This is a genomic window from Bordetella genomosp. 4 (genome assembly GCF_002261185.1).
In the GTDB taxonomy this organism is placed as follows: Bacteria; Pseudomonadota; Gammaproteobacteria; order Burkholderiales; family Burkholderiaceae_B; genus Bordetella_A.
Genome location: NZ_NEVQ01000016.1, coordinates 58,247 through 80,179, shown reverse-complemented (window position 1 = coordinate 80,179; position 21,933 = coordinate 58,247). Strand labels below are relative to the sequence as shown.

Sequence of the window (21,933 nt, the reverse complement as noted above, 5' to 3'; positions counted from 1 at the left end):
GAAAGTGCCGTGATGATAGATCAAGTTTTTTTGCTTTCGGCTCTGTTGGATAGATGAGGGTCGAAGAAACTCGCTGCACTCATCCCAGGAATGTATTGATCGGAGATATAGGCGCGGCAGCGTTGCATGAAGGCTTGTGTCAGGCGGGATGGCTTCATCGGTTTGTAGGTGGCCAGGCCGAGCAACATCGGTCGTTGTTCGCCCACCAGGCGCAGGCGTACGAGCCGTTTTCCATCCAGAGATTGCGTGGATTTGGGGCGTACGTTGAACAAGGCATAGCCGATACCGTTGGCGACCATGGATCGGACGACGTCTTCCGAGCGGGAGCGTGCGACGATATTAGGTTCCACGCCGGCCTTGGAGTAGAGCGACGTGAAGTATTCCTTGCTCATGGGCAGGTCCAGCAGCACCATGGGTTGCGGGGCCAATTCCTCGAGCGTGACGGCCAATTGCTGTGCCAGCGGATGCAATTCGCTAACCAGCACGTGCGGCGGCAGACGTGCCAGGGTTTCAAAACCGATCTCTTCGCCCAATTGCAGGTCATAGGTCAGGGCGACGTCGATTTCCAGCGTGTGCAGCTTTTGAATCAGGTCTTGCTGATTGCCTTCGGCCATATGCAATTCGACCGTGTCAAAGGCACGCGAAAAGCCAAAAATGACTTCAGGCGCAATCATGGCCGCCAGCGACTGAAAGCACCCCACGCGAAGTACGCCGCGCAGGCTATCGCTGGAATCCGAGGCGATTTCGTACAGGCGAGAAGCGCGCTCGAGCAGGTCTTCGCATTCCTGCATCACTTGAGTGCCGACTGTCGTCAGCGCCAGGCCCTTGGACGGATGCCGTACAAATAGTTGCGTGCCCAATTCGGTTTCTATGTGCGCAATAGCGGCCGAAATAGAGGGCGGTGAAATATGGATCTGGGCGGAGGCCGAGGCGATGCTGCCGTGTTTGGCAGTGGCGACAAAGTACTCCATCTGACGCAGAGAAATGCGATTAAGCATGATGGCAACGGAATGGAAGCGAATGCAGTGGATGGGGGCGGTACGTGCGCCGTGGCTGAGATGTCGTCAGCGTTGACGCCGGGCGCCGGCGGCTGTGATACCGCAGTGTATCCACTCTGCTTGGTCCGGGGCGATGGTGTATTTCACAGATGCCCATGCCCTGTCGGCTCTGCGCACAATCAGAGGTCGCCGGGAACGCCAAAGCTTGGCGCTGCGCGCGGGTCCCGTGCTCGCGTGATGTAGTCCTGTACCTGCGGCTCATAGATTTTCCAGGCCGCATACAGCGCCTGGACGGGATCTGCATCGAGCCAGTCCATGCGCAAGTCGATCATGGGCCAATCCAGTTCTCCATAGACTAATAGGCCGGCGGAATGCACGGGGCCTTCTTCTCCGCCGGCCTCCTGTCCGGCCAGCATCGCCTGCATCAGCCGCTCGGCCAATGAACCCTGTGCGCTCTCGAACGCCGACAGCATGACGGCGGGTACGTCCAGCGACGCCAGCATGTTGCCTGCGCAAGCGGCGTGTTGACCTGCTGCGCTGGCCAGCGTCCCCAGGGCGCTTTCACCGGTAAAAATCATCGGCGGATGAGTGGCGTCGATGGCCATCAATTGGCGGTAGGCGATGAAAGGGCGCTGCTGCAGTGCTGTGAGCGCTTGCGCCGGCGTATTTCCGGCAGCCAGTAAGTCCAGGGCCAGAGGCCCCAGGCTCGGATCGGTGATGTTTTGACTGACTGCGGCACCCACACCTGGCCGGGCGCGAATGCAGCGTGACGCGACGGCAGGGGAAGAGGAAGCGACGGCCGCGCCGAATTGGCCCGTAGCGGGGCAGCGCGCAATGATCGAGAAAGTCATGGTCAGCGCCTGGTAGGGGTTAATCCGGAATGACGGCAGTAGCGTCGATTTCCACCAGCCATTCCGGGCGGGCCAGGGCGGAGACCACTATCCCTGTGGATACCGGGAAAACGCCTTTGAGCCAGCGTCCGACGACACGATATACCGCTTCCCGATAGCGAGGGTCAATGAGGTAGATGGTGATCTTGCACACGTGTTCGAGTTCGCCGCCGGCTTCTTTGAGCAGCATGGCGATGTTCGCCATTGCTTGCTCGGCTTGGCCTGCAACATCGCCAATGCATACGCTTTCCGAGGTTTCCAGGTTCTGCCCTATCTGGCCGCGCAGGAAGACCGTGCTGCCACGTGCGACTACGGCCTGGCAGAGGTCGTTGTCCAGATTCTGTTCGGGATAGGTGGTCTTGGTATTAAAAGTGCGTATGCGGGTGTGTTTCATGGTCGTCCACGGTGAGTGAATGCGTGCGATGCGCGTTGTGAAGCCGGTGTGCCGTTGAGGCGAGGCCTTTCATAGTCAGCTCAAGCGTGGATCACGCCAATTTGTTTTTTCCGGTGGGGTGGTCTCGGAATTTCCGACCGTGAACGTGGCGGGGCAGCCGGGGGAGGCGGCGTCAGGAAAGGCGAGTCATTCCTAAGGAAATCGCGAATTGGCCGGGTGGGCGGCGGCTCTCATACTTGTTTGCGTCTGAGGGGAATCCACCTGATCACTAGAGGAATTTAATGACTCAAGAACACACAATGCCGAGATTTCGCTATGACGGTGCAGGCAACATGGCCCGTATTGGATTGATTTACATCGCCTCTAGCGTGGTCATGGAAGAAGAAATGTGGGCCATGTCTGCACCTGGGGTTTCTACCCATACCGCCAGAATCAAATTGCCGAAGGTCACGGTGCAGGGCATTGAGGAAATGATGGGCGCGCCGGAATTGGAGCAGGCCGCTCGCCTGGTGGGCTCTGCACCGATTGATGTACTGCTATTCGGCGGAACCAGTGCGTCTTTCCTGCATGGCACAGCTTATGACCATGCGCTGATCGAAAAACTGCGTCAATGGGTACCGGGGATTCAGGTCACGACTGCCTCTACGGCCACACTGGCGGCGCTGAAAAAGGTCAGGGCCGGCAAAGTGGCGCTGGCGACTCCGTATCTGCCGGAGATTCACGAGCGCGCTATCCGTTTTCTCTCGGAAAATGGCCACGAGGTGGTGAAGAGCGCCTATCTAGGCATTTCCGATGATCACGCGCTGGCCGAAGTGCCGCTGGAAAAAGTGTATGAACATGTGTTGTCGGTCGATCATCCCGATGCTTCCGCGATTTTTGTCTCGTGCACCAATTTCAGAACGGTAGGCGCCATCGAGGCGCTGGAGCAACGCTTGGGAAAACCGGTGATTTCCGCAATCCAGGCATCGTTCTGGCATTGCCTGGCATTGATGAATGCTGCTGGCGCGAAGCCCGGCTACGGCGAGCTGTTTACTGACAGCCTTACCCAAGAAAGCAAGAACTGAGCGAGGCTTGTCCCTCATTCTGTTTGAGGGCCGATTGGTCATCCAACGTCAATAACGCAAGGGGAAGTCAAGATGCGTAGAGGTCAAGTTTTCTTTTCAATGGCAGCAATCGTTGCGGCATGGTCGGCAGGGGCAATGTCGCCGGCGTCAGCGGAAAAATTGGTGCTGGGCAATGAAGGCAGTTATCCGCCGTTCAGCATGGTCGCTGCTTCCGGCCAGCTCACCGGGTTCGAGCCCGATCTTGCACGGGAAATGTGTAAACGCATGAATGTGCAGTGTGAAATCGTCGTGATGGATTTCAAGGGGCTGATTCCCGCGTTGTTGCAGAAAAAGCTGGATGCGGTGGCGACACAGACCAAGCCACTGCCCGAGCGCAAAGCCAAAGTGCTGTTCGGCAGGCCCGTGCTGTTCAATCCTGACTCTTATGTGGTCCCCGCGGATAAGGACTATGCGTTTACAAAAGAGGGATTGAAAGGCGTGCGTATCGGGTTGCAGCGTGGGTCTGCACAGGCCAAGTATGTGACGGAAACCTTCGGGGATGCGGTACAGGTCGTGTTCTACGACAATCCAGATCAGATCCGCCTGGATCTCGCCAGCGGCCGTCTGGATATGAGCTTGGGGCCAAAGATCAGCTGGACGAATGAATTCTTGTCCAAGCCCGCCGGGAAAAACTGGAAATTCGCTGGCGGCGATTTATGGACAGGGGGCGGCGAGGCCGGCTCCAGTTGGATCGCACGAAAGGATAGCCAGGCTTTGCTTGACAGGATGAACCAATCTATCGACAGCATTATTCGCGATTGCACGTTCACGAAACTGCGCAAGCAGTACATGGAAGTGGAGCTGTTGCCGGAAGAGGCTGCCTGCCGGTAGACGCCATCGATGCGGACCATCGCGTGCGCCCGCGTGCGATGATCCCGGCACGTTCTCGGGCCCGCACGGGCTCAAGGTCTCTATGTTCACAAGGATACTCCCATGCCTTTGTTGGGATTTGTGCAACAAATGGGTATTGGTGCGCTGATGACCATTCAGGTCGCGGTGTGCGCCTATTTGTTTGCGCTCGCCATCGGAATACTGTTTGCGCTGGCGACGCTGAAACCCAAGAGTTTGATGAGAATCGTCTGGGTGCCGTATTCCTCGGTTTTCACGGGCGTTCCGTCGTTGCTGATTGCCTTTCTTTTCTTTTACGCCGGGTCCGGCATGCTGAACCAACTCGGTGCGTTGATCGGGATGGACATACAGATCGAAATCACGCCCTTTATGGCGGCGGTCACGGCATTGGGCATGGTGTACGGCGCCTATTTGACCGACCTGATTCGCAGCGCCATCCAGAATGTGCCGCGAGGGCAGTTCGAGGCCTCGGATGTGTTGCTGGTGCCGCGGCCGGTAACCTGGATCAAAGTCATTTTGCCGCAGGTATTGCGCCTGGCGCTGCCAGGAATGACCAACATGTGGATCGTGGTGTTGAAGGACACTGCATTGGTCTCGTTGATCGGGCTTAAAGAAATCATGGCCTATGCGAAACTGGCGTCGGGGGTGACGAAAGAGCCGTTTGTCTATTATCTGTTGGCGTCGGTCTTTTTTCTGGGCATGACCTGGTTGACCTACGTTGTGGCCAGGCGGGTCGAAAAATGGACGGAATGCGGCTTTCGGCCCATGGTGACCAAAGGACGCGCTCATGCACTTTGATGTCGAAATCGCGTGGGAGAGCCTGCCCGCTCTGTTGAACGGCCTGGGAACGACATTGACCGTGTTGATCCCGGTGCTGATTCTGGGTTTGTTGTTTGCATTGCCTGTCGCGCTGGCGCGTCTGCAGCCCGGACCCAGATCGACTGTTGCCGCCATGTATATCGGTTTTTTTCGTGGTGTGCCCAGTTTGGTCTTGCTATACCTGATCTATAGCGGTCTGCCTCAACTGACAATCGTGCGCGACACGTTTTTATGGCAGTTTTTCTCGAATGCCTATGTCTGTGCCTGGCTAGGTCTGGCGTTGACGCATTCGGGATTCATGGCGGAGATCATCCGGGGAGGGCTGGCTGCGATCCCGGCAGGGACCGTCGAGGCGGCGGCCACGCTCGGGCTGACTCCCCGGCAGATTTTGTTTCGACTGCGTCTGCCAATGGCTGCGCGCTACGTGCTCAAGGCCTATCAAAACGAACTGCTCATCATGGTCAAGAGCACGGCGGCGGTGAGCGCGATTACGCTGGTGGATCTGACCTCCGCAGCCAATACGGTGTTCGATTACACCTACGATCCGTTTACGCCATTGATGACGGCGGCAGCGATTTATTGGTGTCTCATCAACATGCTGCGTTTCGGTTTTGCCACGGCGGATAGGAAGTTTAACCGTCATCTAGTCAAATCCTGAGCTCGAACGGGAGCGTCGAACGGACACGTCCGTCGTCTTGACGACACGATGCGTCGAGGAACGGGATTTTTCTTCACTACTTCTGTCTAGGCACATTGATATGCAAGCTGGAATGAATACTTCTGTGCGGATCGAGGCTATCGATCCGAAGGTACCGAGCGCACCTGCTGATGTGCAGGCCGCGATATCCATCAAAGATCTGAATAAGTTCTATGGGTCGTTCCAAGCGCTGTGTCAGATTAATTTAGAGATTGCCAATGGTGAAATTGTTGTGCTGTGCGGGCCGTCGGGCTCTGGGAAATCTACGCTCGTTCGCTGCATCAATTATCTGGAGCCGCATGACTCTGGCCAGATTCTCGTCAACGGGACGAGACTGACGTCGCGCACGGCGGATATCGAGCATGTTCGTCGTCAACTGGGGATGGTCTTCCAGAGTTTTAATCTCTTTCCGCACATGACAGTGCTGGAAAATTGTACGTTTGCGCTGAGATTGGCATTGAAGATGCCGGTGAAGGAGGCGGAGTCAGTCGCCTGCGGCTACCTGGAGCAGGTCAACGTACTCGAGCAAGTGGACAAATATCCGATTCAATTGTCAGGGGGACAGCAGCAACGCGTGGCAATCGCGAGGGCGCTTTGCCTGAAGCCCCGCATCATGCTTTTCGATGAGCCGACCTCCGCGCTGGATCCGGAGTCTGTTGGATCGGTCTTGCGCATTATGGAAGATCTGGCCGCGACGGGGATCACCATGGTATGTGTGACGCACGAGATGGGTTTTGCTCGACGCGTGGCGGATCGCTGTGTATTCATGGAGCGGGGAGAAATCATTGAGCAGGCCGAGTCGAAATGCTTTTTCCGGACGCCCCGAAGCGAGCGATTGAAACACTTTCTCGACCAGGTGTTGTGAACCTGGCCAGAGCCCGGGATCGTCAGGAAAGGTGAGCCATTCCTAAGGAAAAGGCGAATTGGCCCACTAGCGTCTCTCTCGCATTATTGGTGCTGCTCCACTCGGAAATTTTGGCGCATCTATACACACTACAAGGGGTATGCAATGATTCAAAAAATCTTGACGGCTGGGGTTTTATCCAGCGTATTGTTTGCGGGCGCCGTACAGGCCGAGGATGCATTGGTGATCAGCACCTGGGGCGGCAGCTTTCGGGACCTGATAGACGAGAACATCGGCAAGGAATTTACTCGCCAGACGGGCGTGCCGGTCAAATACATCACCGGCGGTACGATAGACCGGCTGAATAAGGCGAAATTGGCCACCACTCCCGAAAGCGATCTGACCTTTACGACATCCCATATCGGATGGCTGTACGTCAATGGAGGATTGTTTGAACAGCTGGACACAAGCAAGCTGACGAATTATTCGCATTTGGTTGACCGCGCCAAAATCAGTCCGTATCACATCGGCAGTTGGGCATACGTATACACGATTGGGTATCGCCCCGATCTGGTGCCATCGAGCATCACGTTCAATAGTTGGAATGACCTGTGGAATCCCGAGCTAAAAGGGAAAATTGCTTCGCCTGATTTCGATCCCAGCCACATCATCGATATCGCTGCGATTCTGTCCGGCGGCGATGCCAGTACCTGGGAAAAGGGTCAGGAGAAACTCAAGGCACTAAAGCCTAATTTCAAGGCTTTTTACACTAACGATGCCAATAGCCAGCAGTTGATCTCCACCGGTGAAACGCCTGTGCAGATCCTGTTGTCGATGAATGCCTATCACATGGTAGGCCAAGGCGTACCTATCAAGGTGGTCATGCCCAAAGAGGGGGCGGTTCTGGGCGTGGATTCCATGGGCATCATGAAGGGGTCGAAAAAGGTCGACTTGGCTTATAAATTCATGGACATCGCGTTGTCGCCCGAGGTGCAGTCCAAGATCGTGGCCTATAAAAAAGCCAGCCCTGTGGTGGATAACGCCAAGGTTTCATCGGAAGACGCGGCGTTGCCTGGCGTATTCACGACTAAAGAGCAGTGGGCGACTCAGGCCATCGTGATTGACGACAAATTGCGCGCCGAGAAAACGGCTGAATGGCGCAAGTGGTTTACCGAAAATATCATGAACTGATGGCCCCAGCACTTGAGATGATGCCCTGGCCGTCCAGTCGCCGGGGCATCTGCGTTCCGACATAGGACAACGTAGACGGGAAATCATTCGAGTTATGGACACACGTTCCGGACTAAGAGCATGGTTAGTGTCTCCGGCGGTTTTGGTGGCGTTTTGCATCTGCGTGGCGTTGATGACGGTATTTCAGTACAGCCTGCGTGCGTACGTGCCGGGCTCGCTGGATGTCGGTGGGCTGACGCTGGCCAATTTCACTGGGTTGAACAAACCGATTTATTTGGGCGCCTTCTGGAATACGCTGCTGTTAAGTGCCGAGACGACAGTTTTATCGTTGCTGGTGGCGTATCCCTTGGCCTATGCGATGGTGAGAGTGCGCAATCGTGCGCTGAAGTCTTTCATTCTCATTGTCTCAGTCACACCTTTGTTTCTGGGCGAGATCGTGCGCACGTATTCATGGATCATTGTGTTGGGAAACAATGGTTTTATTAATACGATGCTGCGAAAGTTGGGGTTGAGTGAATGGCCGCTTGAGCTGATGTTTACGCACTTGGGCGTGCTGGTCGCGCTGGTGCATGTCACGATTCCCATTGTGGTGTTGATGCTGGCCACCGCGATTTCGCATATTGATCGCGATTACGAAAAGGCTGCTCAGAGTCTAGGGGCGGGGCCGATTCGGACTTTCCTGACGGTGACTTTGCCCTTGTCGATGCCGGGCATCCTGGCAAGTGTGACGACGGCGTTTGCATGGACGTTCAGCGCATTCGCCACGCCGCAAATGATAGGCGGCGGGCGCGTACCGACGGTGTCGACGCTGGTGTACCAACTTGGTTTTTCTTCGATGAATTTTCCGCTGGCAGCCAGTCTGAGTGTCGCTGGGCTGGCGTTGACGGCGGTGGCGCTATGGTTGCTTGGCCGAATGACACGGCGGCTCAAGGCAGTGGGAGGTCACTGATGAAGATTAGAAGTTCTTTGCCGCTGCCGTTGCGCGTAGCGGCCCCGGCGCTCGTATGTCTGATACTGGCTTTTGTTTTATTGCCCGTGGTGGTGGTGACGATGGCGTCGTTCAACGACAAGGCGCTATTGACGTTTCCTCCGCAGACGTGGTCGTGGCGATGGTTCATCCGGGTGTTTACGTACGCGGACTTTCAACACGGATTCCGCGCCAGCCTGATAGTCATGTTCTGGTCGTCACTGATTGCTTTGGTGATTGGAACCGGATTGGCGATTGCAGTGAAAAGGATGGCGTTTCCGGGGAAAGATACCCTGCAATCGATCTTGCTTTCGCCTTTGGTCATCCCCCATTTCACTCTCGGGCTGGGCCTGCTTATTCTGGTGGCGCAATTCAGGATAGATCGTGGCTATGCATTGGTGATCTTATGCCATGTGATGCTGGTGCTGCCTTTTGTATTGCGTAGCGTTTACGTCTCGATGGAGAATTTGGATGAACGCCTGGAGCAGGCGGCGGCGAGTTTGGGGGCGTCGCCGCTCAAGGTGCTGTTGACGGTGACGATTCCCTTGCTGGCGCCTGGATTGTTTGGCGGCTGGCTGTTTGCCGCCATCATGTCTTTCAGTGAGTTCACGGCATCGCTGTTTGTGACGACACAAAACACACAGACGCTCCCTGTGGCGATGTACAACTATGTGCGCGAGTTCGCAGACCCGACATTGGCCGCGTTATCGGTGGTCTACATTGCGGTGACTGCCAGTTTGCTGGCGTTTGCCAATTATTTTCTGGGTCTGGGCCGGGTGTTGAATATCGAGGACAATCATTAGGGCAACATTCGAGAAAAAAGGAGGCGGAAGTGTCGCCTCCTTTTGGCCGCAGTTCATTCCGCAGTTCAGTAACCGCGTAACGGGTCGATCTGATTGTTGGGTTGTTCGCCTCTGGAGGCTCTGAGGATATTTTCAGCGATCTGCGCGGCAGCGGATGAGGGAATGGCGACAGATGCAAGATGCGGCGTGATCAGCACATTGTCCATGCGCCATAATGGGTGATCCGCAGGCAGCGGTTCACGTGTAAAAACATCCAGCGTCGCCGCGCCAAGATGACCATTGTTCAGCAGGTCTGTCATTGCATCCTGATCGATCAAGGCGCCCCGAGCGACGTTGATCAGGGCGGCGCCTCTGGGAAGCCTTGTGAGTTTTTCACGGCTGAGCAGGCCCTGCGTCTGCGGCGTCAGCGGCAGCATGACAACCAGGATATCGGCCTGGGACAGCACCATGTCGAGTGTGTCCAGGCCCGCAAAGCACTGTATGCCGGCAAGCTGCCGAGGCTGTCTCGACCAGCCTAGTACCGTCAGCCCTTGACGTTGCAGCTCATTGGCTGCATAGGAGCCCAACTCCCCCAGGCCCAGGACGGCGACGCGGATGTCTTCGGGAGACCGAGGATGGCGATAGGCCCATTCGCCGCGCCGCTGCGCTTGCTCAAAGTGAGGGATATCCCTGGCATAGCGTAGCGTGGCAAAGAGTACGTAGCCCGCCATCATGCGAGCCATGTGAGGATCGGTGAGCCGCGTAATGGGTACGCCGGCAGGCAAATCTCGGCGGCCGACGAGCGAGTCTACGCCTGCGCCCAGATTGATGATCAGGCGCAGGCTGCTCATCTCGTCGAAAAAGCCCTCCGGCGGCTTCCACGCTAACGAGAAATGTACACGGGCCGGGTCGGCGATTTCGCTAGCCTGCAGAATGCGCAACGTGGGAAGTTGTGCCTGAAGGGCGTTTTTCCAAACGGTGAAGTCATCGAATTCACTGTAGAAGACGAGGTCCCCCGATGGCACGGTCGCGGGGGCGAGGGTGGAGCTCTGGGGCATGATTTTGTCCTTCAGGTTGGACGCCGGATCAGGCGCGCCATGGCTTCGAGAGCGAGTTCGTAGCCTTCGCCGCCGAGGCCAGCAATGACGCCATCGGCAGCTTTGGAAATATAGGAGTGATGGCGAAAACTCTCGCGCCGCCAGATGTTGCTCATGTGGACTTCAATGATGCGGCCGGGAAAGGATAACAGCGCGTCGAGAATGGGTATCGAGGAATAGGTCAGGCCCGCCGCATTGATGATGATGCCTTGCGCCGTGCCGCGCGCCTGCTGGATCCAGTCGACCAATTGCCCTTCATGGTTGGACTGCACAAAGTGCAGCGCCATCTGCAGCGCCGCGGCTTTACGCTCGCATCGCTGTTGCAGGACGGGAAAACTCTCAGAGCCATAAACTTGATTCGTGTCCAGGCCATACAGATTGGCGTTTGGGCCGTTGAGAAACCAGACTGTGGTCTCGGTGGTGTCGGTTGAGGAAGCGGGAGTCTGTGCAGGTGTATTCATGGGCTATTCCTGGGGTTTCGGCATTGGGAGGCCGATGCGATCATTGTCGTCAAAGGCGGGCGGTAGCCCGAGACTAGCTGTCGCGGGGGATAGTGGCGAGCATGGCAGGCAGGTTCTGAAAGGCCTCATTCCAACGGGCAGCCTGTGGATGGTCGGCACGCCAGTCGATGTCGGGAAAGCGAAAATCCAGATAGCCCAGAGCGCATCCCAATGTGACTTCGCCGATGGTGGGGGCATCTACCGAGAGTGTCGATGCCTGTGCTTCGATATCGTTCAGGCAAGCGGTAACCTTGACCAGTTGGGCCTCGCGCCAGGCCGTCCATTGCTTTTCAACGGGGCGGGCGGTCAACTCGTAACGGGCCAGCAGGGCTGCATCCAACAAACCATTGCCCAGTTCCTGGCGCATGAGCGCTGGCCATCGTTGGGAACTCTCGTGGGGAAAGAGTCGGGTATCGCCGGCCAGGTTAGCCAAGTATTCGCAGATGAGGCGGCTGTCATATAGCGCCTGGCCATGGTCCAAGATCAATGTGGGAACCTTGGCCAAGGGGTTGTGCGTGGCAATGCGCGCATCGCGTTTGATGGGGTTGGCCGCGCTGTCGAGCAATTGGATCTGATCAATCAGACCCGTGAGGTGTGCGCAGACCGTGACCTTGCGTACAAAGGGGGACGTGGGGGCATATAGGAGTTGCATCATAGGAGGAGTGCTCCAATCTGGCGATGGTTTTGTCGAGGTGGTGGTTGCAGGACAGAGACCAGACTATGGGACTAATACGACTTTGCCAAACACGTCGCCGTTTTCGAGCAGCTCATGCGAGCGGGCAGCTTCGGCCAGTGGCAGGCTGGCGTGCACGCGTGGGCGGATTCGATGGTCATCGATCAAAGGCAAGACCCGTTGGGCAATGATTCTGGCCAAGCGGGCTTTCTCGTCTGCGCTCTGGGGGCGCATGGTTGACGAATGCAGGCTTAATTGCTTTTGCATCAATGTGAGCAATTCGATTTGCACCGAGGAGCCTTGCAGAAACGACAGGCTCACATGATGTCCGCCAAAAGCCAAGGCTTGCAGATTGCGGCGCACATAATCCCCGCCAACGACGTCGAGTACCACATCGACGCCGCGTCCTTGCGTATGATCCAGGCAGGCTGCGACAAAGTCTGTGTCGCGATAGCAGATGGTGTGATCTGCGCCGATCTTGTGCAAGGTAGCGGCGCGATCGCTACGGCCTACGGTCGCAATGACTTTGGCGCCAGCGGCGCGGGCCATGCTGATGGCCAGGGTGCCGATGCCGCCGGCAGCGCCATGGATCAGTACGGTTTGACCCATGGTCAATTGACCGAGTTCGAACAGGTTGTGCCAGACGGTGAATAGGCCCTCTGGTAGTGCGCCGGCAGAAATATCGTCCAGGTTGTCGGGAACGGGCAGCGAGTGTTCTACGCGCGCGACGCACCACGGCGCATATCCACCACCTGGCAACAAGCTCATCAGCCGTTTACCGAGCAGATGTTGCGGCACGCCTGGCCCGCAGGCAATGACTTCCCCGCAGGCTTCCAGGCCCAAGACGTCGGTGATGCCCGATGCGGGCTTGGACAATCCCTGGCGCTGCATAACGTCGGGTCGATTGACTCCTGCTGCGAGCACGCGCAGCAGGACTTCGCCAGCAGCCGGCGTTGGCACGGGCCGTTCTGCCAGGGTGAGAACGCTGGCGTCTCCCGGCTCGCGGGCGACAACGGCATGCATGGTGGTGGGAGGATTTTTCATGGCTTATCGCTCTGCTTGAAAGACACTGATGCCGTCGCTCGGCAGAGCGAGCCCGGCAACTGCGCCGATGGGCCATTGATGCATTGCGTCCAGGCCGGCGCTACGCACCATGACGCGTTGACGACCCGCGACAGGTAGATCCACGTCGAAATAAGAGTCGATGTGATCCCCTTGGAAAACGTGGTTGACCACGGTGCCGCTGAGGACGGAGTCCGAGTGCAGGTTCTCCAGGCGGATCTGTTCTGGTCTGACATAAATATCCAGACGTCCCCCTTCGTGCGACCCGCCGACCAAGCGTTCCCGGCACACGCGCAGCAGCTTCGCGCCCAGGCGCAGTTGCAGGCCGTCAGCGTCGGAGCCATGGTAGTAAGCCGGCAGGATGTTGACATCACCCAGGAACGAAGCGACGAACGGATCCTGGGGATGGCGATAGAGCGTATCAGGCGCGGCGATTTGTCGTATGGCGCCGCCGGACATGACGGCGATGCGATCCGACATGCTCAATGCCTCGCCTTGATCGTGCGTCACAAAGACGGTCGTGACGCCTAGTTTGCGTTGGATTTCGCGGATCTCGACTTGCATGGCGCCGCGCAGGCTTTTGTCCAAGGCGGAGAAAGGCTCGTCGAGCAGCAACACCCTTGGATGAATCACCAGCGCGCGCGCAAGCGCGACACGCTGTTGTTGGCCTCCTGATAGCTCGCGCGGCTTGCGTTGGCCCAGGCCATCCAGTTTGACCAGGGCCATGACCTCTTGTACGCGTTGGGTGATTTCCGCCGATGGAACGCGGCGCATGCGCAGGCCATAGCCGATGTTGCGCTCTACGGTCATATGCGGAAAGAGTGCGTAGTTCTGAAAGACGATGCCGATTTCCCGGTTGTGGGGTGGTTGGTCGGTAATGACTTTGCCATCAATGAGGATCTCGCCGTTATCGACGGGGGCAAAGCCGGCAATGATGTTAAGCAAGGTGGTTTTGCCGCAGCCAGAGGGTCCCAGCAACGTCAAAAATTCGCCATGTCGGATCTTGAGCGAGATGTCATGCAGAACGGTCTGTTCGCGATACTTTTTCACCACGCCCTCTAGGCTGACAGCAATGGGCGACTCCTGGGATAAGGGACTGTTCTGCATGTGCAATCTGGCTCTCAAGGAAACGTTGCTGCGGCCCAGCCGGGTCTCCTTCCTCTCGCGGATGAGATCTGCCGCCGGGACGCTCAATGATCAGTGGCTGTGTTGCAGAATACGGGAAAAGCCCGGCGGTAATGCTTTGGGGATACTGATGCGGATCATCGGAAAAACGAAACGTCTCCCAGGCCTTGCGATATCTGTCTGACGCCATTCGGCTATGACACGGCTGTGCAGCGAATGGTGCATGCGCATTGGCGCGAGGGGTATTTGCTTTTTCCTAAGCCCAGCGTCCGAAAAACGAAGTTATCAAAAAGCGGAAGTTTGATCACACTGCATTCCACCCGTGATCGAGTCTTTTTGTGCGACTTGAGTCATTGCCCGCGTTTTTCGTGTTGGGTTCGAGAGAGAGCTCTCGGTTCTATTTAGGAAATAAACAAATGTCAGTTGAAAAAATCAATACGCTGGTGATTGGAGCCGGTCAGGCTGGCGTCGCGATGAGCGAGCATCTCGGTTTATTGGGTATCCCTCATCTCGTGCTGGAGCGCAAGCGTATTGCCGAGCGCTGGCGCTCTGAACGCTGGGATTCGTTGGTGGCCAACGGGCCGGCCTGGCACGATCGTTTCCCGAGTTTGCAGTTCGACGATGTTGGCCCCGAGGTGTTTCCGCCCAAAGAGCGTATGGCACAGTATTTTGAAGACTACGCAAAAATGATCAAGGCGCCGATTCGCACCGGCGTGGAGGTGAAACACGTCAAGCGTAATGATGGTCGTCCGGGGTTTACGGTCACTACGACGGATGGCGTGATCGATGCGATGCATGTGGTCGTTGCGACGGGGCCGTTTCAGGTGCCGAGCTACCCCAAAATTATTCCTGACGATACCGGTATCCAGCAACTTCATTCTTCGGCGTACAAGAACCCGGGGCAATTGGAGGACGGCGCGGTCTTGGTGGTTGGTGCAGGCGCGTCGGGCTCTCAGATCGCGGAAGAGCTGCGTCAGGCAGGTAAAAGGGTTTATCTGTCGGTCGGCGAACACTATCGTCCGCCGCGGTCCTATCGGCAGCGTGACTACGTATGGTGGCTGGCTGCGCTGGGGATGTGGGACGAGGTGAAAACCAAGCCGAAACGAGCCCATGTGGCTTTTGCGGTCAGTGGCTACGAGGGAGGGAAAACCGTTGATTTCCGTCGGCTGGCGCAGATGGGTATCACTCTGGTCGGCATTACCAAAGGCTATGAGAATGGCATCGTGAGCTTTGAAGAAGGCCTGGGACGCAACATTGCACAAGGCGACGAGGATTATTTTGAAGTGCTGCGAGAGGCCGATGCGTTTATCGAACGCAATGGCCTGGATCTGCCGCCGGAGCCCGAGGCCTGGAAACTGCTGGAAGATCCGGAGTGCCTGAAGAACCCGTTGCTTGAATTGAACCTGGCTGAGGCGGGCATCAAGACCGTGCTTTGGGCGACGGGGTTCAAGTTTGATTTCAGTTGGCTGGAGGTCGATGCTTTTAATGACAAGGGCGAGCCTTTGCATAAGCGTGGCATCTCGGCAGAAACGGGGGTTTACTTCTTGGGGTTGCCGAATCTCACCAACCGGTCTTCATCATTTATCTGGGGGGTTTGGCATGACGCCAAGTTCATCGCTGATCACATTTCGGTGCGTATGGAATATCTGGCGTATACAAAAGAATAGGTTGGCTTGATCTGTAGGTTAAATAATCAGGGCTCCAAGTCGTGTGATTGGAGCCCTGATGGCGTGAGGCGTTGTCAACGCTAACCTTACATTCGTACGGCTTACGAGGATGCGAAGCCGCAGGAATTGCCTGTGTAAACCAAGGTTAAATCAGGCAAGTCTCAATCCGCCGTGATATTTGCATCTTTAATGACCTTGGCCCATTTCGTGAATTCCCCATCCAGGAATTGACCGAACTGCTTGGACGTGCCGCCAACCGGCTCGACGCTTTGTGCTGCAAAGACTTTGCGTACGTCTTCTTCTTTCAGGATGGCATTCAATGTTGTGTTGAGTTTCTCGACAATCTCAGCCGGTGTGCCAGAGCGCACGACCAGCCCATACCAGGCCGTCATGGCATAGCCCGGGACGCCTGCCTGTGCAACGGTGGGAACACCAGGCGCATACGGCGAGGGTTCGGCGCTGGTGACCGCCAATGCACGCATCTTGCCCGACGTGACGTACGGCATGAGGTTGGGCGTGTTATCGAACATGATGTCGACTTGGCCGCCCAACAGGTCGGTGGCCATCGGAGCACCGCCTTTATAGGGGATATGCACGAGGTCTACTTTCGCCATGGATTTCAGCATTTCCATCGATAGGTGAGGTGACGAGCCGACGCCGGACGAGGCGTAGCTGAGTTTGCCTGGATGTTTGCGCACATAGTCCAGCACCTCTGCCAGCGATTTGTACGGCGATGCGCTGCTGACCACGAGCAGGTTCGGCGTCTGGCCCAGGAAAATCAACGGTGTGAAATCACGGGCGGTATCGTAAGGCAGATTGCTGCGCAGTGCCGGGTTGGTGCCATAGGCAAAGGAGACAACCAGAATGGTGTAGCCGTCCGCAGGCGATCGTGCGGCATTGGTGGTGCCCAGTTGCGATCCTGCGCCGGGTTGGTTTTCAACCAAGACAGGCTGTCCCATGGCGTCCGACATTCTCTTGGCGAGCAAACGGCCCACGGTATCGTTGAATCCGCCCGGTGGTTGCGGAACGATCATGCGGATGGGCTTGTCTGGGTACGCTGCCTGGGTGGCCGGTATGGAAAAGGGGCTCAGCAGTAGGGCCGCCAACCCGGAAACTTGTACCAGGCGGCGTACGCCGCGGGTGCAGCCCGCGAATGAAATGGTCATGGTGTCTCCTGAATATCAGATAATCGTTAGCGCAGGACTTTGCCTGGATTGAATAAGCGTGCCGGATCCCAGGCATTGCGCAGGCGTTGCATGAGTTCGAGTTCCAGTGGCGGGCGCAGTCGTTCAAGCTCGTCGATCAGAACGGACCCCACACCATGTTCGGCGCTGAATGTCCCGTTGAACTGACTGGCGGCATCGTGCACCAGGGCGCGTACGGCATCGGCGGTTTCTGCTTGATGGGGCAGCGCGTTCCAGTCGTCGAAACTGAAGCGAGGAATGAAATGTACATTCCCATCGCCCATATGAGATACCAATACGATGGTGGCCTGCGGGTAGCGCGCTGTGACGGCACGCGAAGCGGTTTCGATGAATGCGGCCAGGTCTCTGACAGGGACTGCAACATCGGTGGATAGCCCCATGCCGGCTTTTCGATTGGCCTCTGAAATGCCGTGGCGCAGGTGCCAGAACGCGTGGCGTTGCGCGAGCGAACCGGCAATGGCGGCATCTCTCAGCCAGCCCTTTTCGCTTAGTTGCGGCAGAACGTCTTCCAGCATGCCGTCCAGATTCGCCTGGGCATAGGTGTCGCTCAGTTCCAGCAACACGGCATAGGGCGCCTCCGGATCCGTGGGCAGGCGAGCCTCGGGAAAATGCGCGAGTACGGTGCGCAGCTGTTCCTGATTAAGCAATTCAAACGCCGCTATACGGTCGCCTGCGATGGATTGCAACGCAGCCAGGCATTGTTGTGCGTGGTCGACGCTGTCCATGGTCAGCCACGCCGCAGCCATGACCGCGGGCTTGGGATGCAGGCGCAGGGCGACGGCCGTCACGATACCCAACGTTCCCTCGGCGCCCACGAACAGATGGCGTAAGGCATAGCCTGTGTTGTCTTTGCGCAAAGTGCGCAAGCCGTTCCAGACACGGCCGTCTGGCAACACTACCTCCAGGCCGAGCACCTGATCCCTGGTGGAACCGTATTTCAACACGCCGGTACCGCCCGCATTGGTCGAGACGTTGCCGCCGATCTGGCATGATCCCTGCGCACCAAAGGTCACGCCATAGAGGCGATCGTGCTGTGCGGCGGCCTCTTGTATTGTTTGCAAAATGCAGCCGGCTTCGGCGATGAGGGTGTTGCCGACGCTATCGACATCGCGTATGCGATTCATGCGCCGCAGATTGATAATGACAGGCGCGGTGCCGTCAGCGAACGATGTTCCGACCGGAGTGCCGCCTCCGACGAGGCCTGTGTGTCCTCCCTGAGGCAAGACGGGAACGCTGGCGCGCACGCAAGCGCTGACCAGCGCGCTGGTCTGTTCGGTGTTGGCGGGAAAAGCGACACCATGGACCTGTCCACGATAACGCCCGCGCCAATCCTCGGTATAGGGGTGGATGTCGGCAGCGTCTGTGAGGACATGATCCGTGCCGACGATTCCGCGCAGTTCATTGAGCAGCATGGCGGTGTCTGGCATCACTTCAGGATTTCCCGCAGATTCAGCTGTGCAATCACGTTGGTTTCGTTGCGATAGGAGTCTTCAATGTACGCACGGTATTCGGGCGCGTCTTGATACATGACCGTCATGTCATATTGATCCAGGGCTGCCTGAAACTGAGGGCTCAGTGTCGCGGTGCGGAACGCCGTGCGCAGGCGTTCCTGGATGACGGACGGCAGGCCTGCAGGTGCGCCGACACCGCCGGGCGCGCTCATGACGAGCTTGTATCCCAGTTCCTGTAGAGTAGGTGTATCGGGGAATCGCTTGAGCCGCGTTTCTCCCCAGGTGGACAGCAGCCGCAGACGGCCGTCGAGCACGAGAGGCGCCCAGGTGCTGGAGTCCGCCACCAGATCGACATGCCCGCCCATAAGCGCCTGTATGGCTTCGTTACCCCCTTTGTAGGGCACATGGACCATGTCGATTTTTTCGTCTTGCAGCAAGACTTCCATGCCGATGTGGGTCTGGTTGCCCACGCCCGGGGATCCATAGGTCAGTTTGCCGGGATTCGCCCGGGCATACTCCATGAGCGATTTCAAATCCCTATAAGGCGAATCGCTGCGCACGACGATGCCAAAGGCCAGCCCTGCAGCACGTGCGATGTAGTCGATGTCCTTTAAGGCGTCGATTTTGATGGTGCCCAATTGCGAAAAACGGGTGACTGAGAGCGGGACCTGTCCAATCGTGTAGCCATCGGGCGGCGCGGAGATCATTTGCTTCAGGCCCAGCATGCCGGACGCGCCGGGGCGGTTCTCCACGACGAGCGGCTGGCCCAGCGCATCGCCGGCGGCTTTGGCGAGGACCCGCATGGTGTTGTCAGAGACACTGCCTGCCGGCCACGGCACGATGAAAGTGATGGGGCGGACGGGATAGGCGTCGCTAGCGGTTTGTGCCAGCGCGGTTTTCCGGATGTCCAGCACAGAGGTCAGGGCAAGCGCGCCGGTGCCGAGCAATAGTCGTCGGCGAGTCGCCGATGGTGGGGTCGATGACGTCATGGTGTCTCCTCGTAAAGCCGGTGCATGCGCCTATGGATGGCGCTTTGAGCAGTGCAGGCCGGCGTTGTGATTAATAGGCTGCGGCAGGTGAGTGCTTGGCCCGGGCTTGGTCCAATTGGGCGAACAATTGTTGTTGCGCGATAGCGAGCAGGCGGCCGTCATTGGAGACGGTCAGCATCTCGAATTTTTTGTCCGCCATGTACACGGCGTATTCGATGGGCGAGCAATGCATGACAGCGAATTTGCCGGCCTGTTGTGCGCGCGTGCGGATATCCTCGATGACCGCTAATACCTCTGGCGTGCTTTGGTCATCGACGGGATCAAAACCCAGCGACAGGCTTAGATCAGCGGGCCCGATGTAGACGCCATTCAAGTCAGGTACGGCCAGGATGCCATCCAGGTTTTCGAGTGCCTGTTTGGTTTCGATCATGGCGATGGTCAGCACGTTGTCGTTGGCGCCTTTCCAGTAGTCCGCTCCCGCATATAAGGGCGCGCGCGTGGGCCCGAAACTGCGTGCGCCCGCCGGGGCGTACCGGCAATAGCTGACGAACTCCCGGCATTGCTCGGGCGTGTTCACCATGGGGCAGATGATGCCGTAGGCGCCCGCGTCGAGGATCTTCATGATGATGCCGGGCTCCAGCCACGGTACACGCACGATAGGGGTGACTTTGGTCGTAGAGATGGCGCGCAACATCTGCACTGTGGTTTCGTAATCCGACAATCCATGCTGCATGTCGATGGTCAGGCTGTCCCAAGGCTGATGGGCCATGGCCTCGGCGACAGCGACGCTGCCTAATGTCAGCCAGCCATTGAGGGCCGGTACGCCCGTTTTCAATCGGGCGATCAGGGGATTGGTGCGCATGTGATTGTCTCGTTGGGAGGAAAGTCTTATGATAACAATTAAACAAGTAAAGAATTAAACCATAAGACATAAAGGATACGAGTATGGGTTTACCCCAATTCCGCAAGGATTCACGCCGAGTAGGTTTTATTGGTGTGGGCCTGATGGGCCACGGTCTGGCAAAGCACGCGCTGGCGCGCGGCTATCCCGTGTCGGTGTTGTTGCGCAGTCCGGCGGCGCGCGAGCGCAATAGCGACCTGTTGGAGGCGGGGGCGGCCGTGCTGGATACCGCGGGCAGTTTGGCCGCGCAATGTGATGTCGTGATCATTTGCGTCACGGGGTCGCCCCAGGTGGAAGAAGTCGTATTCGGTCCGTCTGGCCTGCTGTCACAGGTGCGTGCAGGCACGGTAGTGGTGGACTGCTCGACCTCCTTGCCGGAGTCCTCTCGGCGTATCGCTGCGGCTCTGGAAACCGCCGGGGCTTTTTTTCTGGATGCCGCGCTGACGGGGACGCCGAAGGAAGCCGAAGAAGGGCAAGTGAATCTGTTGGTGGGTGGGAGTCCCGTCGTGTTGAATCAGGTACGCGATGTGTTGTCTTCGTTTTCGCGCCACATATACGAGTGTGGCGGTGTGGGTGCGGGCCACAGTGTGAAGCTGTTGCATCAGTTTGTGGTGTTGAGCAACGCGGCAGTGCTGGCCGAGGCGTTTTCTTGCGCGCAAAAGACGGGCGTGAATCTGCAGACGCTATGTGATGTGATTGGATCAGGCGGCGCGAATAGTACGGCGTTTCAGCGCTTGAGCGCATTCGTGGCCGAAGGCAACGATCAGTTATTCCGCTTTTCCCTGGCAAACGCGTTAAAGGATATGCAGTACTACACGCGCATGGCGAGCGATGCGCAGGTGGTATCCGCCGTGGCGGGTGTCGTGCATAACAGCTATGCCGTGGCCAATAATGTGGGCCTAGGTGAACGCTATGTGCCGCACCTGATTCAAAGTCTGAATAAAATGAACGGCAATAAATCTGCTTAAAACCCTGAAACCTAGGCAATCCATGACCCTACGCGAGCCCGGCATCGGCACTGAACTGAGCAAAGGCAGCACGCTGACCGACAAGCTCAGCAAGGCGCTGCTGGACGTGATCAACGCGGGCGAATTTCAGCCCGGCGAAAAGCTGCCCACGGGGCAAGAACTGGCGCGCCGATTCGGTGTCAGCTTGACAGTGGTGCGTGAATCGATCTCCACGCTAAAGGCCGATGGCATCGTGGAAACGCGCCAGGGTGCCGGCGCATTCGTCAGCAAGTCAGCGCACTTGAGGCCGTTTCGGATTACGCCCTCGGGCGCTTCGGAGGACCAGCCGGCTATCGGGCCAGAGCAGATTTTCGAGTTGCGCACTGGCGTGGAAATGCAGGCGGCGGCCTTGGCCGCCGAACGGGGCAGCGATGCACAACTCGCGGCGATTCGCGATGCTTATGCTGCGATGCAGGCCGATATCGAAGCCGGCGGGGATGGGGTGAGTGCGGACATCCTGTTTCACCGCGCGATCGCGGAGGCTGCAGGCAACGCCTTGTTTGGATCGTTCCTCGATTTCCTGGGCGGCTATATCCGGGAAAGCATCAAAGGATCCCGGCAGGACCAGGCATGGGCAGAGCATCAGGATGCGGTCATGCAGGAACATCACGCCATTATGGAAGCGATTTGCCGGCGTGATGGGCAGGCTGCTCGCGATGCCGCCCACGCGCATATGGCGAACTGTCTGCAACGCTGCCTGCCGTAGCGGGCAGCGTTGGGTA

At 57.6% G+C, this 21,933-nt stretch carries 23 protein-coding genes; 11 read left to right on the top strand and 12 right to left on the bottom strand.

Going from position 1 to position 21,933, the window contains the following annotated elements; translation table 11 throughout:
- Positions 1-20: 20 nt before the first annotated feature.
- From CAL20_RS17125 to CAL20_RS17115, 3 genes are all read right to left on the bottom strand, one after another.
- Positions 21-998, bottom strand: a complete 978-nt coding sequence (locus CAL20_RS17125) for a LysR substrate-binding domain-containing protein (RefSeq protein WP_094820659.1) — start codon at positions 996-998, stop codon at positions 21-23.
- Between the two features lie 179 nt (positions 999-1,177).
- On the bottom strand, positions 1,178-1,849 hold the full coding sequence (locus CAL20_RS17120; protein WP_094838475.1) for a DUF1028 domain-containing protein: 672 nt from the start codon (positions 1,847-1,849) through the stop codon (positions 1,178-1,180).
- Between the two features lie 19 nt (positions 1,850-1,868).
- Positions 1,869-2,282, bottom strand: coding sequence for a RidA family protein (locus CAL20_RS17115; protein ID WP_094838474.1), 414 nt, complete (start codon positions 2,280-2,282; stop codon positions 1,869-1,871).
- A 299-nt stretch (positions 2,283-2,581) separates the two neighbouring features.
- Between CAL20_RS17115 and CAL20_RS17110 the strand changes: the two genes are divergently transcribed.
- From CAL20_RS17110 to CAL20_RS17075, 8 genes are all read left to right on the top strand, one after another.
- A complete protein-coding gene (locus CAL20_RS17110) occupies positions 2,582-3,346 on the top strand; it encodes a maleate cis-trans isomerase family protein (RefSeq protein WP_256981590.1) in 765 nt (254 codons plus the stop codon).
- Positions 3,347-3,445: 99 nt separating this feature from the next.
- The gene (locus CAL20_RS17105; protein WP_094838472.1) at positions 3,446-4,216 is read left to right on the top strand and encodes a transporter substrate-binding domain-containing protein; all 771 of its coding nucleotides are present in this window, start codon (positions 3,446-3,448) and stop codon (positions 4,214-4,216) included.
- A 102-nt stretch (positions 4,217-4,318) separates the two neighbouring features.
- Positions 4,319-5,032 (top strand): ABC transporter permease, encoded by a 714-nt coding sequence (locus CAL20_RS17100; RefSeq protein ID WP_094838471.1) that lies wholly within the window; start codon positions 4,319-4,321, stop codon positions 5,030-5,032.
- Complete coding sequence (locus CAL20_RS17095) at positions 5,022-5,711, top strand: ABC transporter permease (protein ID WP_094838470.1); 690 nt, start codon at positions 5,022-5,024, stop codon at positions 5,709-5,711. The genes CAL20_RS17100 and CAL20_RS17095 overlap by 11 nt, the downstream gene beginning before the upstream one ends.
- Before the next feature lie 112 nt (positions 5,712-5,823).
- Positions 5,824-6,615, top strand: coding sequence for an amino acid ABC transporter ATP-binding protein (locus CAL20_RS17090; RefSeq protein WP_094838469.1), 792 nt, complete (start codon positions 5,824-5,826; stop codon positions 6,613-6,615).
- A 144-nt stretch (positions 6,616-6,759) separates the two neighbouring features.
- Entirely contained in the window at positions 6,760-7,785 is a 1,026-nt protein-coding gene (locus tag CAL20_RS17085; protein WP_094838468.1) for an ABC transporter substrate-binding protein, read from the top strand.
- A 94-nt stretch (positions 7,786-7,879) separates the two neighbouring features.
- Positions 7,880-8,734 carry an ABC transporter permease gene (locus CAL20_RS17080; protein WP_094838467.1) on the top strand — a complete coding sequence of 285 codons (855 nt, stop codon included), beginning with the start codon at positions 7,880-7,882 and terminating at the stop codon, positions 8,732-8,734.
- Positions 8,734-9,555, top strand: coding sequence for an ABC transporter permease (locus CAL20_RS17075; RefSeq protein ID WP_094838466.1), 822 nt, complete (start codon positions 8,734-8,736; stop codon positions 9,553-9,555). The genes CAL20_RS17080 and CAL20_RS17075 overlap by 1 nt, the downstream gene beginning before the upstream one ends.
- A 65-nt stretch (positions 9,556-9,620) precedes the next feature.
- Here CAL20_RS17075 and CAL20_RS17070 read toward each other — a convergent pair whose 3' ends face one another.
- From CAL20_RS17070 to CAL20_RS17050, 5 genes are all read right to left on the bottom strand, one after another.
- On the bottom strand, positions 9,621-10,592 hold the full coding sequence (locus tag CAL20_RS17070; protein ID WP_094838465.1) for a 2-hydroxyacid dehydrogenase: 972 nt from the start codon (positions 10,590-10,592) through the stop codon (positions 9,621-9,623).
- An 11-nt stretch (positions 10,593-10,603) separates the two neighbouring features.
- Positions 10,604-11,092, bottom strand: a complete 489-nt coding sequence (locus tag CAL20_RS17065) for a type II 3-dehydroquinate dehydratase (RefSeq protein WP_094838464.1) — start codon at positions 11,090-11,092, stop codon at positions 10,604-10,606.
- Positions 11,093-11,165: 73 nt separating this feature from the next.
- Positions 11,166-11,783, bottom strand: coding sequence for a glutathione S-transferase (locus tag CAL20_RS17060; RefSeq protein ID WP_218830716.1), 618 nt, complete (start codon positions 11,781-11,783; stop codon positions 11,166-11,168).
- Positions 11,784-11,849: 66 nt separating this feature from the next.
- Positions 11,850-12,848 carry an NAD(P)H-quinone oxidoreductase gene (locus tag CAL20_RS17055; RefSeq protein WP_256981589.1) on the bottom strand — a complete coding sequence of 333 codons (999 nt, stop codon included), beginning with the start codon at positions 12,846-12,848 and terminating at the stop codon, positions 11,850-11,852.
- A 3-nt stretch (positions 12,849-12,851) separates the two neighbouring features.
- Positions 12,852-13,973, bottom strand: coding sequence for an ABC transporter ATP-binding protein (locus CAL20_RS17050; protein ID WP_094838462.1), 1,122 nt, complete (start codon positions 13,971-13,973; stop codon positions 12,852-12,854).
- A gap of 434 nt (positions 13,974-14,407) precedes the next feature.
- Here CAL20_RS17050 and CAL20_RS17045 point away from each other — a divergent pair, with 434 nt between their 5' ends.
- Positions 14,408-15,658: a flavin-containing monooxygenase gene (locus CAL20_RS17045; protein ID WP_094820668.1), complete on the top strand. Its 1,251-nt coding sequence runs from the start codon at positions 14,408-14,410 to the stop codon at positions 15,656-15,658.
- A gap of 161 nt (positions 15,659-15,819) precedes the next feature.
- On the opposite strand, the gene CAL20_RS17040 is transcribed toward CAL20_RS17045, so the two are convergent.
- The 4 genes from CAL20_RS17040 to CAL20_RS17025 form a co-directional block, all read right to left on the bottom strand.
- Positions 15,820-16,824, bottom strand: coding sequence for a Bug family tripartite tricarboxylate transporter substrate binding protein (locus CAL20_RS17040; RefSeq protein WP_094838461.1), 1,005 nt, complete (start codon positions 16,822-16,824; stop codon positions 15,820-15,822).
- Between the two features lie 26 nt (positions 16,825-16,850).
- Positions 16,851-18,290, bottom strand: coding sequence for an FAD-binding oxidoreductase (locus tag CAL20_RS17035; RefSeq protein WP_094820670.1), 1,440 nt, complete (start codon positions 18,288-18,290; stop codon positions 16,851-16,853).
- Entirely contained in the window at positions 18,290-19,303 is a 1,014-nt protein-coding gene (locus tag CAL20_RS17030) for a tripartite tricarboxylate transporter substrate binding protein (RefSeq protein WP_094820671.1), read from the bottom strand. Before CAL20_RS17030 ends, CAL20_RS17035 begins: the two co-directional genes overlap by 1 nt.
- 70 nt (positions 19,304-19,373) lie before the next feature.
- On the bottom strand, positions 19,374-20,165 hold the full coding sequence (locus CAL20_RS17025) for an HpcH/HpaI aldolase family protein (protein ID WP_094820672.1): 792 nt from the start codon (positions 20,163-20,165) through the stop codon (positions 19,374-19,376).
- Between the two features lie 83 nt (positions 20,166-20,248).
- On the opposite strand from CAL20_RS17025, the gene CAL20_RS17020 reads away from it, so the two are divergent.
- Positions 20,249-21,172 carry an NAD(P)-dependent oxidoreductase gene (locus tag CAL20_RS17020; protein WP_094820673.1) on the top strand — a complete coding sequence of 308 codons (924 nt, stop codon included), beginning with the start codon at positions 20,249-20,251 and terminating at the stop codon, positions 21,170-21,172.
- A 22-nt stretch (positions 21,173-21,194) separates the two neighbouring features.
- Positions 21,195-21,917, top strand: coding sequence for a FadR/GntR family transcriptional regulator (locus CAL20_RS17015; protein WP_094820674.1), 723 nt, complete (start codon positions 21,195-21,197; stop codon positions 21,915-21,917).
- The last annotated feature ends 16 nt before the right edge of the window (positions 21,918-21,933 follow it).